This is a genomic window from Pseudomonas fluorescens (assembly GCF_001623525.1).
Lineage (GTDB): Bacteria > Pseudomonadota > Gammaproteobacteria > Pseudomonadales > Pseudomonadaceae > Aquipseudomonas > Aquipseudomonas fluorescens_Q.
On sequence record NZ_CP015225.1, the window covers coordinates 4,566,135 to 4,580,706 of the forward strand.

The following is a 14,572-nucleotide window of genomic DNA, read 5'->3' on the forward strand; positions in this document are numbered from 1 at the left end:
GTATAGTCGGCTCACGCTCCCCCACTCCAAGCCAGCGACCATGAAGCACACCCCCGACGACCTGCAAACCATCACCGCCACGACCCTGGGCCATTACAACGCGGTCGCCGACAGCTTTCGCGAAGGCACCCGTGATCACGACGTCAGCCAGAATATCGACGCGTTGCTGCGGCATATTCAGGCCCAGGCACCGTTGCACATCCTGGACTTCGGCTGCGGCCCCGGACGAGACCTGCGCACGTTCACCGCCATGGGCCATGTGGCGGTGGGCCTCGATGGCTCAGCGGAATTTGCCCGGATGGCGCGCCAGGACAGCGGGTGCGAAGTGTGGCAACAGGACTTTTTGAAACTCGACCTGCCGGCTGAACGCTTCGACGGGATCTTTGCCAACGCCGTGCTGTTTCATATCCCGGTCCAGGAGCTGCCTCGGGTGCTGAAACAACTGCATGCCACGCTCAAGCCCGGCGGCGTGCTGTTCAGCTCCAACCCACGGGGCGAAAACCAGGAGGGCTGGAACGGCCAGCGCTTCGGTGCCTACCACGACCTCGCGGCCTGGCGCACGCTGCTCGGCGACGCAGGCTTCGTGGAACTGGAGCATTACTACCGACCGGCTGGGCTGCCGCGCGAGCAACAGCCTTGGTTGGCAAGTGTCTGGCGCAAGTCTTGAGGACAGGCCTGTTGGGACAGGGTGAGCGGTAACCATGTCCCCCGGTCCAAACAAGAACCCAGTGGCGAGGGAGCTTGCTCCCGCTCGGCGGCGCAGCCGTCGTAAAACCGGATGACACGGTCTGCCTGGAGTTTTGCGTTATCCCGATTGGGGCCGCTTCGCAGCCCAGCGGGAGCAAGCTCCCTCGCCACAAAGTGTCGCGTTGAATCCAAGCCTCAATTGTTTTCCGCTGGCTGTTTTTCCAACCACTTCTGGGACAACCGCTCCAGCCTTCCATCCTCCTTGATACGTGTCAGGGCGTTGTCCAGGCTGGCCTTGAACGCCGGGTTGCCCTTCTGGAACGGAATCACCAGGCTCGGCGCCGGGTCACTCTTTTTTTCGGGCTGGAACGACTGCGCCATGACCAACGGGCGTGGCGTCTCATCCTTGCTCGCCAGCAGTTGTGCATCCGGATGGCTGTAAACGGCGCTGGTGTCGAAACGTTCCACCAGTTCCGGGGTCATTGCTATGTGGTTGATGGCGACGTCGTACTTGCCGCTCTCCACCCCGCTCATCAGGTCCCCGGCATCAGTGACCACGAAGTCGGGGCGTACATCGAGCTCACTGGCAAGCATTTCGCCCAGCTCCACTTCGAAACCAGTGAGTTTGCCGTCTTCCTTGAAGTTGAAGGGCGCGGTGTTGGCCTCAAGGGCAATGCGCAGTTCGCCACGGTCATTGATGTCATCGATCAGTTCGGCATGAGCCAGGGGACTCAAAAGGGGTAGCAGGCAAATCAGGCCAGGCAGAAAGCGCATGGTCACTCCTTTGTATTTATACAAGCGACGCTCGTTTCAGGCTCGCTTTGCTATGGTTGTTGCAGGCTTCGACAACGATTGGTCATGAAGTTGTCATGGCCAGGCGGATTTCATGGAAAAATTGGAGAAAAAAATGAAAAGCTTTATGTCTCGTGCCGCGTTGGCCGGCCTGTTGCTGAGTACTTCGATGCTGGCGGCTGCCGCGACCCCCGCTCCCAAAGGCGCAGAGGTATTCATCGTTTCCCCGGAAGACGGCGCCACCGTTGCTCAGGAATTCAAGGTCAAGTTCGGCGTCAAGGACATCGCCCTGGCTCCGGCGGGTGATGTGACCAAAAACACCGGGCATCATCATCTGCTGATCGATGTCGACAAACTGCCCGCTGAAGGCGCACCGATTCCGACCGACGCCAACCACATGCACTTCGGCAAAGCGCAGACCGAAGCCACCATCAAGCTGGCCCCGGGCAAACATACCTTGCAGCTGATATTGGGTGACAGCGGCCATATGCCGTTCCATCCGACGATCGTGTCCAAGAAGATCACCGTCACCGTGAAGTAACGCGGGCAAAAAAACGGGAGCCCCTTACGAAGCTCCCGTTCTTTATTGCAAGCCAAACCTCAACTTGCCGCCCAACCTTCTTAGAACAACACCCGGCAACGAATGGTGCCGTTGATGTGCTGCAGCTTCTCTTGCGCCAGGTCCGAGTATTCGGCGTCGACGTCGATCACGACGTAGCCGACTTTCTCGTTGGTCTGCAGGAACTGACCGGAAATGTTGATGCCGTTTTCGGCGAAGACCTTGTTGATCTCGCTCATCACACCCGGGATGTTCTCGTGGATGTGCAACAGGCGATGCTTGCCAGGGTGTGCCGGCAGAGCCACTTCCGGGAAGTTCACGGACGATACCGACGTACCGTTGTCGCTGTACTTGACCAGTTTTTCCGCCACTTCCAGACCGATGTTGGCCTGGGCTTCAGCGGTGGAACCGCCGATGTGCGGGGTCAGGATCACGTTGTCCAGGCCACGCAGCGGGCTTTCGAAGATGTCGTCGTTGGAGCGCGGCTCCACCGGGAACACGTCGATGGCGGCGCCGATCAGGTGCTTGTCCTTGATCGCGTCGGCCAGGGCGTCGAGCTTGACCACGGTGCCGCGAGCGGCGTTGATCAGGATCCCGCCCTTCTTGATGGCACGGATTTCCTTCTCGCCGATCATCCACTGGGTGGCAGCGGTTTCCGGCACGTGCAGGGTCACGATGTCGGACATGCCCAGCAACTCGTGCAGGTTGTTGACCTGGGTAGCGTTGCCCAGGGGCAGTTTGGTCACGGTGTCGTAGAAGAACACCTGCATGCCAAGGCCTTCAGCCAGTACCGACAACTGGGTGCCAATCGAGCCGTAACCGACGATACCCAGCTTCTTGCCGCGGATTTCAAAGGAGTTGGCCGCGCTCTTGATCCAGCCGCCACGGTGGCAGGAAGCGTTCTTCTCAGGGATGCCGCGCAGCAGCAGGATCGCTTCGGCCAACACCAGTTCGGCAACGGAACGGGTGTTGGAGTACGGCGCGTTGAACACCGCGATGCCGCGCTCGCGCGCCGCATTGAGGTCAACCTGGTTGGTGCCGATGCAGAAGCAGCCGACCGCCACCAGTTTCTTGGCGTGGTCGAAGATCTCTTCGGTCAATTGAGTACGGGAGCGAATGCCGATGAAGTGAGCATCGGCGATCTTTTCCTTGAGCTGGGCTTCCGGCAGAGAACTGGTGATGTACTCGATGCTGGTGTAGCCCGCCGACTTGAGGACGTCGACAGCCGATTGGTGGACGCCTTCGAGAAGAAGGAACTTGATCTTGCTCTTATCGAGAGAAGTCTTGCTCATCTGCGTAAACCTGTGTCCCGGAGAAAAATGGCAGGGAATCGGACAGCGCGACGCTAGCCCGACCGGCATGACAGCCGTCGCCGCAGAACAGCCGTTGGGCACTACGCTGCGGGGTCGGTATGCTAGCATATGCACCCCGCTAAACACTCATTCCTGCGACGTGAAGCGTTCTCAGGATGACCATGAATTGTTCGAGAGTTCTGTCGATGACCAATCCTGCCCTGATAGATGAGCTGAAGACCCTGGTTGAGCCTGGCAAGGTCCTGACCGATGCCGACTCCCTGAACGCTTACGGCAAGGATTGGACCAAGCATTTCGCCCCGGCGCCCACGGCCATCGTCTTTCCGAAGACCACCGAGCAGGTCCAGGCCATCGTGCGCTGGGCCAATGAACACAAGGTCGCGCTGGTGCCGTCGGGCGGACGTACCGGGCTTTCCGCCGCCGCCGTGGCGGCCAACGGCGAAGTGGTCGTGTCGTTCGACTACATGAACCAGGTGCTCGACGTGAACCTCACCGACCGCACCGCGGTCTGCCAGCCTGGCGTGGTCACCGAACAACTGCAGAACAAGGCTGAAGAACACGGCCTGTACTACCCGGTGGATTTCGCCTCGGCCGGTTCCAGCCAGATTGGCGGCAACATCGGCACCAATGCCGGCGGGATCAAGGTCATTCGCTACGGCATGACCCGCAACTGGGTGGCGGGCATGAAGGTCGTCACCGGCAAGGGCGACTTGCTGGAACTGAACAAGGACCTGATCAAGAACGCCACCGGCTATGACTTGCGGCAGCTGTTCATCGGCGCCGAGGGCACCCTGGGCTTCGTGGTCGAGGCCACCATGCGCCTGGACCGTGCGCCGAAAAACCTCACCGCCATGGTGCTCGGCACGCCGGACTTCGATTCGATCATGCCGGTGCTGCACGCCTTCCAGGGCAAGCTGGACCTGACCGCCTTCGAATTTTTCTCCGACAAGGCCCTGGCCAAGGTCCTCGCTCGCGGCGACGTGCCAGCACCGTTCGAAACCGAGTGCCCGTTCTACGCCCTGCTGGAATTCGAAGCCACCACTGAAGAAGTCGCCAATCACGCCCTGGAAACCTTCGAGCATTGCGTGGAGCAAGGCTGGGTGCTGGACGGCGTGATGAGCCAGAGCGAAACCCAACTGCAGAACCTGTGGAAGCTGCGCGAATACATTTCCGAAACCATCTCCCACTGGACGCCGTACAAGAACGACATCTCGGTGACCGTCTCCAAGGTTCCGGGTTTCTTGCGGGAAATCGACGCGATCGTCGGCGAACACTACCCGGACTTCGAAATCGTCTGGTTTGGCCACATCGGCGACGGCAACCTGCACCTGAACATCCTCAAGCCGGAAAACCTGAGCAAGGATGAGTTCTTCGCCAAGTGCGCGACCGTGAACAAATGGGTCTTTGAGACCGTCGAGAAGTACAACGGCTCGATTTCCGCCGAACACGGCGTGGGCATGACCAAGCGCGACTACCTGACCTATAGTCGTTCACCTGTGGAAATCGAGTACATGAAAGCGGTGAAGGCGGTATTCGACCCGAACGGCATCATGAACCCGGGCAAGATTTTCGCGATTTGACGCCTAAAAACACCTGATGAATCCCAGAAGCAGGAGCCGGTAATGAGCTATCAGCACCAGTATGTCGACGGTACACGTATTCATTTTCCGGTAGGGAAAGTGGTGTGCATTGGCCGCAACTACGCCGAACATGCAAAGGAACTGGATAACCCGGTACCCACCGAACCCTTGCTGTTCATCAAGCCGGGCAGTTGCGTGGTGCCGCTGGAAGGTGGTTTCAGCATTCCTGCCGACCGTGGCTCGGTGCACTACGAGGCGGAAATCGCCGTGCTGATCGGCAAGCCGCTGTCCACCAAGCCCAGCGCTGAAGAAGTACTGGACGCGATCTCCGGCTTCGCCCCGGCCCTGGACCTGACCCTGCGGGACAAGCAGGCCGAGCTCAAGGCCAAGGGCCTGCCATGGGAAGTGGCCAAGTCCTTCGACGGCGCGGCGGTGCTCGCACCGTTCGTGTCGAACGGCACCTTTGCCGACCTGACCGACATCCCCGTTCGCCTGACCATCAACGGTGAAGTGCGCCAGGACGGTAATAGCAGCCTGATGCTCAATCCCATTGTGCCGATGATCCAATACATGGCCGGCTGCTTCTCGTTGCAGGCCGGCGACGTGATCCTCACCGGCACCCCGGCAGGCGTCGGGCCGCTGAATGCAGGCGATGAGCTGGTACTGGAGTTGCCGGGGGCGAGCCGCTTCGAAAGCAGCGTTCGCTAGCGGCTAAACCCGTGTTCCCCTGTGGGAGCGAGCTTGCTCGCGATGAGGCCATCATCCAACATCGATGTCGGCTGACACACCGCTATCGCGAGCAAGCTCGCTCCCGCAGGGTAGACATGACGCATCTGCGATCATTTACCGTTTTTTTCACATGCCATCCGGATAATTCCGGGGAATGCGGCATCTGAGCCAGCCACTCCCCTAGCCGAATTTTCTGGAACGCATTCCCCGATGGCCAAAACCCAAGCACTGTTTGCCGCCAAACCCGCCCGCCGCTCCCGCTTCGCCCTGCCCTGGTATGCCTGGTCGCTGCTGGCAGTGGCCGCAGCCTATGGCCTGGCGTTTGCGATGCACTGGGACGACCGCGGCCTGCTTTGGCTATCGGAACACTTCCAGAGCCCAGCCGAGCGCCAGGCGAGCATCTGGCTGCCGGACTATCGCGCCGTGATCGACGCCAAGCCGCTACCCGGCTTGGAGAAGGACGAGGCGTCCGATGTGACCTACAACCCGCAGACCAAGACGCTGTTCGCCGTCATGGGCAAGAACCCGTTCCTGGTGGAGCTGACCCTGCAAGGCGATGTGCTGCGCAAGATGCCGTTGGTGGGCTGGAGCAACCCCGAGGGCGTGACTTATATGGAAGACGGCCTGCTGGCTATCACCGACGAACGAAGTCACACGTTGACCATCGTCCACGTTGGTGCCGACACCCGCGAATTGAACAACGCCGATTTCCCTCACTACGATCTCGGCCCATCCAAGAACAAGAACAAAGGGTTCGAAGCGATCGCCTGGGACCCGCGCAACCAGCAACTGGTACTCGGGGAGGAACGCCCGCCGGCGCTGTTCACCTGGAAAAGCGATGGTAGCCAATTGCTCAAGGGCGACAAGCAAATCCATGTCAGCAATGAACTGGACCTGCGCAACCTCTCGGCACTGGCGATCGATCCGCGCACCGGTCACATGCTGGTGCTTTCGGCCGACTCCCATCTGCTGCTGGAACTGGACGAAAAAGGCGAGCAGGTCAGCTTCATGACCTTGCTGGGCGGCTTCAACGGCCTGAAAGACACAATCCCTCGTGCCGAAGGCGTCACCGTCGATGAGGCCGGCAATCTGTACATGGTCAGCGAACCGAATCTGTTCTATCGTTTCGAAAAACAGCGCTGACAGCACTAACTCTGTAGGATAAATCCTCCTTTGTTGTAGGGTGTGGCACACAGCCATTAAGCTTCAGTTCAGGCAACCGTGGTATTTCCAGGCACCTGTTCTTATCCGAGCCCACCCCAACATGCGTCGACTCGCCCGCCCCAAACCTTTGATCCTGATACTGCTGACGCTGGCGCTGATCTTCCTGATCGCCGCCGGCCAGCATCTGCGCCTGTTCGAACGCGCCTGGTTCAACCTCAACACCCTCTGGCGAACCCCCAGCGAACAGGCCATCGCCCTGGACCAATACCGAGTCACGCTCGAGGCGCAGGCGATCGACGGCCTGGACGATGACGTTTCAGCGCTGACGTTCGATCCGATCCGCAAGAGCCTGTTCACCGTCACCAATAAAAATGCCGAGCTGGTCGAGTTATCGCTGGACGGCAAGATTTTGCGGCGCATCGCCCTGATCGGCTTTGGCGATCCGGAGGCGGTGGAGTTCATCAGCGAAGACATCTACGTCATCACCGACGAGCGTCAGCAGCGCCTGATCAAGATTCACCTGGAAGAGGACACCCAATTCATCGACGCCGCCGAAGCCGAACAGATAACCCTGGGCGTGCACATGAGCGGCAACAAGGGGTTCGAAGGGCTGGCCTACGATTCGGTAGGCAAACGCCTGTTCGTGGCGAAGGAACGCGACCCGATGCTGATTTATGAAGTGCATGGGTTTCCCCACCACAATCCGGAAAAATCCTATGCCGTCCATGTGATCAACAACCCCAAGCGCGATGCCGGGCTGTTCGTACGCGACCTCTCAAGCCTGCAATACGACGAACGCAGCGGCCACTTACTGGCGCTGTCCGAGGAGTCGCGGCTGATTATCGAATTGGATATTGACGGCCGGCCGTTGAGCACGCTGTCGTTGAGCAAGGGCCGCCAGGGCCTGCAAAAAACCGTGCCCCAGGCCGAAGGCCTCGCCATGGACGACGATGGCAACCTGTATCTGGTGAGCGAGCCGAATCTGTTCTACGTATTCAAGAAGCCGCAACCAGAATAGATAGGAAAAGATCCCGCGGTAAGCCCACCCGATCACTCAAGACCGACCTGAATCATTGTGGCGAGGGAGCTTGCTCCCGCTTGAGTGCGAAGCGCTCACCGCTTTTTTGGGGCCGCTTCGCGCCCCAGCGGGAGCAAGCTCCCTCGCCACAGTCACAACAGCGGATCAAGCCTTGAGGGTCTTCACCCCTTCAGGGGTCCCCAGCAGCAGCACATCAGCAGGACGCGCAGCGAACAAACCGTTGGTGACCACGCCCACGATGGCGTTGATCTGGCTTTCCAGTTCCACCGGGTTAGTGATCTGCAGGTTGTGCACGTCGAGGATGATGTTGCCGTTATCGGTCAGTACGCCTTCGCGATACACCGGGTCACCACCCAGTTTCACCAGTTCGCGGGCCACATGACTGCGGGCCATCGGGATGACTTCCACGGGCAACGGGAACGCGCCCAGCACCGGCACCAGCTTGCTGGCGTCGGCAATGCAGATGAAGGTCTTGGCCACGGCCGCGACGATCTTCTCGCGAGTCAGGGCCGCGCCGCCGCCCTTGATCAGGTTCAGGTGCGCGTCGCTTTCGTCGGCGCCGTCGATGTAGAACTCCAGGTCGCTCACGGTGTTGAGCTCGTACACCGGAATCCCGTGGCCCTTGAGGCGCGCGGCGGTGGCTTCGGAGCTGGCGACCGCGCCGTCGAACGCACCCTTGTGTTGCGCCAGCGCGTCGATGAAGCAATTGGCCGTAGAGCCGGTGCCAACCCCGACAATGCTCTTGTCATCCAGCTTCGGGAGGATGAGGTCGACGGCGGCCTGGGCCACGGCCTGTTTGAGTTGATCCTGGGTCATGCGGGCTCCGAAAGCGGGCAGGAAGTAAAGAGGGGCGCGAGTATAACCCAACAAAACCTTGGGATTCGTGTGGTCGCCCAGCTAAAAGCCGGGTTAGACTCCTTGGCCCTGCCCAACCCGCTCAGTGATGCTTTCCGATGCTTGAACAGTACGTCAAAAAGATCCTCACCTCGCGCGTTTACGACGTTGCCGTAGAAACCCCGCTGCAGTCCGCTCGCCAGCTCTCCGAGCGGCTGGGCAACAGCATCTTGCTCAAGCGCGAAGACTTGCAGCCGGTGTTCTCGTTCAAGATTCGCGGAGCCTACAACAAGCTGACCCAGCTCAGCGACGAAGAGCGCGCACGCGGCGTGGTCACCGCTTCGGCAGGCAACCATGCCCAGGGCCTGGCCCTGGCGGCCAAGGTACTGGGGGTCAAGGCCACCATCGTGATGCCCAAGACCACCCCGGAAATCAAGGTCGAAGGCGTGCGCTCACGTGGCGGCAAGGTGGTGCTGCACGGTGACTCGTTCCCCGAAGCCCTGGCCTACTCGCTGAAACTGGTCGACGAAAAAGGCTACGTCTACATCCACCCGTATGACGATCCCCACACCATTGCCGGGCAGGGCACCGTGGCGATGGAAATCCTGCGCCAGCACCCGGGGCGCCTGGATGCGATCTTCGTCCCGGTGGGCGGTGGCGGGCTGATTGCCGGGATCGCGGCCTACGTGAAATACCTGCGCCCGGACATCAAGATCATCGGCGTCGAGCCGGACGACTCCAATTGCCTGCAAGCGGCCATGGCCGCTGGCGAGCGCGTAGTCCTGCCGACCGTGGGGCTGTTCGCCGACGGCGTCGCCGTGGCACAGATCGGCCAGCACACCTTCGACATCTGCAAGCATTACGTGGACGAAGTGATCACCGTCAGCACCGACGAGATCTGCGCGGCGATCAAGGATATCTACGACGATACCCGCTCGATCACCGAACCTGCCGGCGCGTTGGGTGTGGCCGGGATCAAGAAGTACGTCGAGTCGCGCGGCATCAGCGGCCAGACCCTGGTGGCCATCGACTCCGGCGCCAACGTCAACTTCGACCGCTTGCGCCACGTTGCCGAACGCGCCGAACTGGGCGAGGGCCGCGAAGCGATCATCGCCGTGACCATCCCCGAGCAGCCGGGCAGCTTCAAGGCGTTCTGCGAAGCCGTCGGCAAGCGCCAGATCACCGAATTCAACTATCGCTACAACACCGGCAGTGAGGCGCACATCTTCGTTGGCGTGCAGACCCACCCGGAAAACGACCCGCGCAGCGCGCTGATCGCCAGCCTGACCGAACAAGGCTTCCCGGTGCTGGACCTGACCGACAATGAACTGGCCAAATTGCACATTCGCCACATGGTCGGCGGGCATGCGGCCCATGTCATCGACGAAGTGGTGCTGCGCTTCGAATTCCCGGAACGCCCGGGCGCGCTGTTCAACTTCCTCAACAAGCTGGGCGGACGCTGGAACATCTCGATGTTCCACTACCGCAACCATGGCGCGGCGGATGGCCGTGTGGTCGCCGGGCTACAGGTGCCGCACGATGAGCGCCACCTGGTGCCGGCCGCCCTGGAAGAAATCGGCTACCCGTATTGGGATGAAAGCGATAATCCGGCGTATCAGCTGTTCTTGGGGTGAACCTTGTGGCGAGGGAGCTTGCTCCCGCTTGAGTGCGAAGCGCTCACTGCTTTTTTTGGGGCCGCTTCGCGACCCAGCGGGAGCAAGCTCCCTCGCCACAGGGGGGTCTAAGCTGTGCTGGACAAGTCATAAGGAAATCGAACCATGGAAACGTTGACCCTCCTGAAAATCGCCCACGTCGTAGCCACGGTTCTGCTGTTGGCGGGCGCCCTCGGGCTGGCCCTCTGGGTCTGGCGCACGCGCCGCAACGGCGATGCCACGTCGGCGGCACGCACGCTGCAACGTCCGCGACTGTTCGTCTGGCTGGTGATGATCCTGGCATTGGCAAGCCTGCCGTTCACGGGCTGGTGGATGGTGCATCAGGTTGGCTGGTCGCTGGGGCAGACCTGGTTGCTGGCTTCCAGCGTGCTCTATACCTTGGCGGCGTTGGCGGGGTTCTGGTTGGTGGTGCGACTGAACAAATTGCGCAAGACGCCGGGAGGTAGCGGGAAGTTTACCTTTGCCTTGGCGCTGTTCAGTGTTGCCTGCTTTATCGCCATTGCGGGGTTGATGGGAGCCAAGCCGGTTTGAGGCGTTAGACCGCGCCGGCTTGCTCGCGATAGCTGTTTCAGCCACGCAGACTGATCACCGGCCAACCCCGCTTGTGGGCCTCCGCCCGAAGATTCGGATCCGGATCCACCGCCACCGGATGCGTCACCACCTCCAGCAGCGCCAGGTCGTTCATCGAATCGCTGTAGAAATAGCTGCCGTCGAGCGAATGCCCGGTCTCTTCCAGCCAACGGTTCAGCCGGGTCACCTTGCCCTCGCGAAAGCACGGGACATCCGTGCTGCGCCCGCTGTAGCGCCCGTCGATCATCTCGCACTCGGTGGCGATCAGGGTTTCGACGCCCAGGCGCTCGGCAATCGGCCCGGTGACAAAGCGGTTGGTGGCGGTGATGATCACCAGCTTGTCGCCAGCGTCACGGTGCTTTTCGAGCAATTCGATGGCCTGGGGCAACACGATCGGCTCGATGCAGTCGCGCATGTAGTCCAGGTGCCATTGGGCCAGCACGTCCATTTCGGTACGACCGAGGATTTCCAGGCAAAAATTCAGGTACTCGGCGTTGTCGAGCTTGCCGGCCAGGTAATCCTGGTAGAACGCGTCGTTGCGTGCCTTGTATGTGACAGCGTCCAGGAAACCGCGCTCGCACAGGTAATCGCCCCACGCGTGGTCGCTGTCGCCGCCCAGCAATGTGTTATCCAAGTCGAATAAAGCCAGCCGCATTGCAGTTACTCGCTGAAAAATCTGAAGAAAGGCGTCCAGAATACGGACTTTTCACAAGAGTGCACATAAGCTAGGCGGGCTCGTTGCTGCTTTCACAACCTTTGTGGAACAATGCGGCGACATGCGTTTGCGAGGTTGTTGCCGTGATCGACCCCGATGGTTTCCGCCCCAATGTGGGGATCATTCTTACGAATGATGCAGGGCAGGTGCTATGGGCTCGCCGTATCAATCAAGACGCCTGGCAGTTTCCTCAGGGCGGGATCAACCCCCAGGAGACGCCGGAAGAGGCCTTGTACCGCGAGTTGAACGAAGAAGTGGGGCTTGAGCGAGAAGATGTCGAAATACTCGCCTGCACCCGCGGCTGGTTGCGCTATCGTTTGCCGCAACGCCTGGTCAGGACGCACAGCCAACCGCTGTGCATCGGCCAGAAGCAGAAATGGTTTCTCCTGCGCCTGATCTCCAACGAGCAGCGGGTGCGGATGGATTTGACCGGTAAACCGGAGTTCGATGGCTGGCGCTGGGTCAGCTATTGGTATCCGTTGGGCCAGGTGGTGACATTCAAGCGCGAAGTGTACCGACGCGCTCTCAAAGAGCTTGCCCCGCGCCTGCTGACGCGCGACTGACGACGGAGTTCGACCCCGAGCCATGCTCAATACGCTGCGCAAGATCGTCCAGGAAGTTAACTCCGCCAAGGATCTCAAGGCGGCGTTGGGGATTATTGTATTGCGTGTCAAAGAGGCCATGGGCAGCCAGGTCTGCTCGGTCTACCTGCTGGATCCCGAGACCAATCGTTTCGTGTTGATGGCCACCGAGGGCTTGAACAAGCGCTCCATCGGCAAAGTCAGCATGGCCCCCAATGAAGGCCTGGTCGGTCTGGTCGGCACACGCGAAGAACCCCTGAACCTCGAAAACGCCGCGGATCACCCGCGCTACCGCTACTTCGCCGAAACTGGCGAAGAACGCTACGCCTCGTTCCTCGGGGCACCGATCATCCACCACCGCCGCGTTGTCGGCGTGTTGGTCATCCAGCAAAAAGAACGCCGCCAGTTCGATGAGGGTGAAGAAGCCTTCCTCGTGACCATGAGCGCGCAACTGGCCGGGGTTATCGCCCACGCCGAGGCCACCGGCTCGATCAGCGGCCTGGGGCGCCAGGGCAAGGGCATCCAGGAAGCCAAGTTCGTCGGCGTGCCGGGTTCACCGGGCGCGGCGGTGGGTACGGCGGTGGTCATGTTGCCACCCGCCGACCTGGACGTGGTGCCGGACAAGGCCATCACCGATATCGACGCCGAGCTGGGCTTGTTCAAGACCGCCATCGAAGGCGTACGCGCCGACATGCGCGCCCTGTCGGCCAAGCTGGCAACGCAGCTGCGCCCTGAAGAGCGCGCGTTGTTCGACGTTTACTTGATGATGCTCGACGATGCCTCCCTGGGCAGCGAAGTGACCACCGTCATCAAGACCGGCCAGTGGGCCCAGGGCGCACTGCGCCAGGTGGTGACCGACCACGTCAACCGTTTCGAACTGATGGACGACGCCTACCTGCGCGAGCGGGCCTCGGACGTCAAGGACCTTGGCCGCCGGTTGCTGGCCTACTTGCAGCAAGAGCGCCAGCAGACCCTGGTCTACCCCGACAACACCATCCTGGTCAGTGAAGAACTCACGCCGGCCATGCTCGGCGAAGTGCCCGAAGGCAAGCTGGCGGGGCTGGTCTCGGTATTGGGTTCGGGCAACTCCCACGTGGCGATCCTGGCCCGGGCCATGGGCATCCCGACGGTGATGGGCCTGGTGGACCTGCCATACTCCAAGGTCGACGGCATCCAGATGATCGTCGATGGCTACCACGGCGAGGTCTACACCAACCCCAGCGACGTGCTGCGCAAGCAGTTTGCCGACGTGGTGGAGGAAGAAAAGCAACTGTCCCTGGGACTGGACGCGCTGCGGGACCTGCCGTGCGTGACGCTCGACGGCCATCGCATGCCACTGTGGGTCAACACCGGCCTGCTGGCCGACGTGGCCCGGGCGCAGAAACGTGGCGCCGAGGGCGTGGGCCTGTACCGCACTGAAGTGCCGTTCATGATCAACCAGCGCTTCCCCAGCGAAAAGGAACAGCTGGCGATCTACCGCGAACAACTGGCCGCGTTCCACCCGCAACCGGTGACCATGCGCAGCCTGGACATTGGCGGCGACAAGTCCCTGTCCTACTTCCCGATCAAGGAAGACAACCCGTTCCTCGGCTGGCGCGGTATTCGCGTGACCCTCGACCACCCGGAAATCTTCCTGGTCCAGGCCCGTGCCATGCTCAAGGCCAGCGAAGGCCTGAACAACCTGCGCATCCTGTTGCCGATGATCTCCGGCACCCATGAACTGGAAGAAGCCTTGCACCTGATCCACCGGGCCTGGGGCGAAGTGCGCGACGAAGGCACCGACGTGCCGATGCCACCGATTGGCGTGATGATCGAGATCCCGGCGGCGGTGTACCAGACCAAGGAACTGGCGCGGCAGGTGGACTTCCTGTCGGTGGGCTCCAACGACCTGACCCAGTACCTGCTGGCCGTGGACCGCAACAACCCACGGGTCGCCGACCTGTACGACTACCTGCACCCGGCGGTGCTGCAAGCCTTGCAGAACGTGGTACGTGACGCCCATGCCGAAGGCAAGCCAGTGAGCATCTGCGGTGAGATGGCCGGCGACCCGGCCGCCGCAGTGCTGCTGATGGCGATGGGCTTCGACAGCTTGTCGATGAACGCCACCAACCTGCCGAAAGTGAAGTGGATGCTGCGCCAGATCAACCTCAGCAAGGCCCAGGAATTGCTCGCGGAGGTGATGACCATCGACAACCCGCAAGTGATCCACAGCTCCTTGCAACTGGCGCTGAAGAACCTTGGGTTGGCGCGGATGATCAATCCGGCTTCGAACAAGACGCTCTGACGAGCATTGGTGTGTGTGGCGAGGGAGCTTGCTCCCGCTGGAGTGCGAAGCA

The 14,572-nt window shown here is 61.0% G+C and carries 14 protein-coding genes; 10 read left to right on the plus strand and 4 right to left on the minus strand.

What is annotated here, in order from left to right; translation table 11 throughout:
- The first annotated feature begins 40 nt into the window (after nt 1-40).
- Nucleotides 41-667 (plus strand): class I SAM-dependent methyltransferase, encoded by a 627-nt coding sequence (locus tag TK06_RS19655; protein WP_063323438.1) that lies wholly within the window; start codon nt 41-43, stop codon nt 665-667.
- Nucleotides 668-882: 215 nt separating this feature from the next.
- Here TK06_RS19655 and TK06_RS19660 read toward each other — a convergent pair whose 3' ends face one another.
- Entirely contained in the window at nt 883-1,461 is a 579-nt protein-coding gene (locus tag TK06_RS19660) for a transporter substrate-binding domain-containing protein (RefSeq protein WP_063323439.1), read from the minus strand.
- A gap of 133 nt (nt 1,462-1,594) precedes the next feature.
- Between TK06_RS19660 and TK06_RS19665 the strand changes: the two genes are divergently transcribed.
- Entirely contained in the window at nt 1,595-2,020 is a 426-nt protein-coding gene (locus TK06_RS19665) for a DUF4399 domain-containing protein (RefSeq protein WP_063325187.1), read from the plus strand.
- A gap of 80 nt (nt 2,021-2,100) precedes the next feature.
- Here TK06_RS19665 and serA read toward each other — a convergent pair whose 3' ends face one another.
- Nucleotides 2,101-3,330, minus strand: coding sequence for a phosphoglycerate dehydrogenase (serA, locus tag TK06_RS19670; protein WP_003186856.1), 1,230 nt, complete (start codon nt 3,328-3,330; stop codon nt 2,101-2,103).
- A 206-nt stretch (nt 3,331-3,536) separates the two neighbouring features.
- On the opposite strand from serA, the gene TK06_RS19675 reads away from it, so the two are divergent.
- The 4 genes from TK06_RS19675 (at nt 3,537) to TK06_RS19690 (ending at nt 7,842) form a co-directional block, all read left to right on the plus strand.
- Entirely contained in the window at nt 3,537-4,931 is a 1,395-nt protein-coding gene (locus TK06_RS19675; RefSeq protein WP_063323440.1) for an FAD-binding oxidoreductase, read from the plus strand.
- 42 nt (nt 4,932-4,973) lie between these two features.
- Nucleotides 4,974-5,639 (plus strand): fumarylacetoacetate hydrolase family protein, encoded by a 666-nt coding sequence (locus TK06_RS19680; RefSeq protein ID WP_063323441.1) that lies wholly within the window; start codon nt 4,974-4,976, stop codon nt 5,637-5,639.
- Between the two features lie 231 nt (nt 5,640-5,870).
- Entirely contained in the window at nt 5,871-6,803 is a 933-nt protein-coding gene (locus tag TK06_RS19685; RefSeq protein ID WP_063323442.1) for an SdiA-regulated domain-containing protein, read from the plus strand.
- Nucleotides 6,804-6,924: 121 nt separating this feature from the next.
- A complete protein-coding gene (locus tag TK06_RS19690) occupies nt 6,925-7,842 on the plus strand; it encodes an SdiA-regulated domain-containing protein (RefSeq protein WP_063323443.1) in 918 nt (305 codons plus the stop codon).
- Between the two features lie 165 nt (nt 7,843-8,007).
- On the opposite strand, the gene rpiA is transcribed toward TK06_RS19690, so the two are convergent.
- Nucleotides 8,008-8,679, minus strand: coding sequence for a ribose-5-phosphate isomerase RpiA (rpiA, locus tag TK06_RS19695; RefSeq protein ID WP_063323444.1), 672 nt, complete (start codon nt 8,677-8,679; stop codon nt 8,008-8,010).
- A 137-nt stretch (nt 8,680-8,816) separates the two neighbouring features.
- On the opposite strand from rpiA, the gene ilvA reads away from it, so the two are divergent.
- Together ilvA and TK06_RS19705 are read left to right on the plus strand one after the other, a co-directional pair.
- Nucleotides 8,817-10,331, plus strand: coding sequence for a threonine ammonia-lyase, biosynthetic (ilvA, locus tag TK06_RS19700; RefSeq protein WP_063323445.1), 1,515 nt, complete (start codon nt 8,817-8,819; stop codon nt 10,329-10,331).
- 144 nt (nt 10,332-10,475) lie between these two features.
- Entirely contained in the window at nt 10,476-10,901 is a 426-nt protein-coding gene (locus TK06_RS19705; protein WP_063323446.1) for a DUF2269 family protein, read from the plus strand.
- Between the two features lie 37 nt (nt 10,902-10,938).
- On the opposite strand, the gene TK06_RS19710 is transcribed toward TK06_RS19705, so the two are convergent.
- Nucleotides 10,939-11,595 (minus strand): HAD family hydrolase, encoded by a 657-nt coding sequence (locus TK06_RS19710; RefSeq protein ID WP_063323447.1) that lies wholly within the window; start codon nt 11,593-11,595, stop codon nt 10,939-10,941.
- Between the two features lie 143 nt (nt 11,596-11,738).
- On the opposite strand from TK06_RS19710, the gene TK06_RS19715 reads away from it, so the two are divergent.
- On the plus strand, nt 11,739-12,218 hold the full coding sequence (locus TK06_RS19715) for an RNA pyrophosphohydrolase (protein WP_003186867.1): 480 nt from the start codon (nt 11,739-11,741) through the stop codon (nt 12,216-12,218).
- A 22-nt stretch (nt 12,219-12,240) separates the two neighbouring features.
- Nucleotides 12,241-14,520, plus strand: coding sequence for a phosphoenolpyruvate--protein phosphotransferase (gene ptsP, locus TK06_RS19720; RefSeq protein ID WP_063323448.1), 2,280 nt, complete (start codon nt 12,241-12,243; stop codon nt 14,518-14,520).
- Nucleotides 14,521-14,572: the final 52 nt, after the last annotated feature.

Coding starts and splice junctions, on each gene's coding strand:
- TK06_RS19660 (WP_063323439.1), bottom strand. CDS start 1,461: ATGCGCTTTCTGCCTGGCCTGATTTGCCTGCTACCCCTTTTGAGTCCC.
- TK06_RS19705 (WP_063323446.1), top strand. CDS start 10,476: ATGGAAACGTTGACCCTCCTGAAAATCGCCCACGTCGTAGCCACGGTT.
- rpiA (WP_063323444.1), bottom strand. CDS start 8,679: ATGACCCAGGATCAACTCAAACAGGCCGTGGCCCAGGCCGCCGTCGAC.
- TK06_RS19675 (WP_063323440.1), top strand. CDS start 3,537: ATGACCAATCCTGCCCTGATAGATGAGCTGAAGACCCTGGTTGAGCCT.
- TK06_RS19710 (WP_063323447.1), bottom strand. CDS start 11,595: ATGCGGCTGGCTTTATTCGACTTGGATAACACATTGCTGGGCGGCGAC.
- TK06_RS19655 (WP_063323438.1), top strand. CDS start 41: ATGAAGCACACCCCCGACGACCTGCAAACCATCACCGCCACGACCCTG.
- serA (WP_003186856.1), bottom strand. CDS start 3,330: ATGAGCAAGACTTCTCTCGATAAGAGCAAGATCAAGTTCCTTCTTCTC.
- ilvA (WP_063323445.1), top strand. CDS start 8,817: ATGCTTGAACAGTACGTCAAAAAGATCCTCACCTCGCGCGTTTACGAC.
- TK06_RS19680 (WP_063323441.1), top strand. CDS start 4,974: ATGAGCTATCAGCACCAGTATGTCGACGGTACACGTATTCATTTTCCG.
- ptsP (WP_063323448.1), top strand. CDS start 12,241: ATGCTCAATACGCTGCGCAAGATCGTCCAGGAAGTTAACTCCGCCAAG.
- TK06_RS19665 (WP_063325187.1), top strand. CDS start 1,595: ATGAAAAGCTTTATGTCTCGTGCCGCGTTGGCCGGCCTGTTGCTGAGT.
- TK06_RS19690 (WP_063323443.1), top strand. CDS start 6,925: ATGCGTCGACTCGCCCGCCCCAAACCTTTGATCCTGATACTGCTGACG.
- TK06_RS19685 (WP_063323442.1), top strand. CDS start 5,871: ATGGCCAAAACCCAAGCACTGTTTGCCGCCAAACCCGCCCGCCGCTCC.